Origin of the sequence: Streptomyces sp. SKN60 (genome assembly GCF_026236535.1) — a bacterium.
GTDB lineage: Bacteria > Actinomycetota > Actinomycetes > Streptomycetales > Streptomycetaceae > Streptomyces.
In genome coordinates this window covers 1-689 of sequence record NZ_JAHTMW010000063.1, presented here as the reverse complement: position 1 = coordinate 689, position 689 = coordinate 1, and the positions used below count along the sequence as shown (strand labels likewise).

Genomic DNA, 689 nt, shown 5'->3' with positions numbered 1-689 from the left:
CCCGGAAGCTAAGCCTTTCAGCGCCGATGGTACTGCAGGGGGGACCCTGTGGGAGAGTAGGACGCCGCCGAACAATCTTTCAGGACCCCTGGTCCCAGCGTTCACGCTGGGACCAGGGGTCCTTTTGTTTTTCCTTGTATTTGTTGAAAGCGCGGTGCGGTGCCGGCTGCGCGAGAATGACTGCAGTACCCGAAGACAGGAGTCACGTCGATGTCCACCAACTCTCCCGACGATCGTCCGGAGCGCGAGCCGCGTCGCCGGGACGGTGGCGAGCGGGGCGGCTTCCGTGGGCCGCGCCGTGACGACAACCGTGGCGGTGGCGGCGGTGGTTACCGCGGCCGCGACGACCGCCCTTCGTTCCGTCGCGACGACCGGCGGGATGACCGTCGTGACGACCGCCGCGATGACAACCGTGGTGGCGGCTTCCGCCGCGACGACAACCGTGGCGACCGCCGCGACGACCGCCCGTCGTACCGCCGCGATGACCGTCCCTCGTACGGCCGTGACGACCGGCGTGACGACAACCGTGGCGGTGGGTTCCGTCGCGACGAGCGTCGCGACGACCGTCCGTCCTCGTTCCGTCGTGATGACCGTCCCTCGTACGGCCGCGATGACCGGCGTGACGACAACCGTGGCGGTGGGTTCCGTCGCGACGAGCGTCGCGACGACCGTCCGTCCTCGTTCCGTCG

The 689-nt window shown here is 68.8% G+C and carries 1 pseudogene; it reads left to right on the top strand.

Features of this window, described 5'->3' with window-relative positions:
- Positions 1 to 210 precede the first annotated feature (210 nt).
- A pseudogene (locus KV205_RS35955) lies at positions 211 to 689 on the top strand (tetratricopeptide repeat protein); the annotation flags it as partial.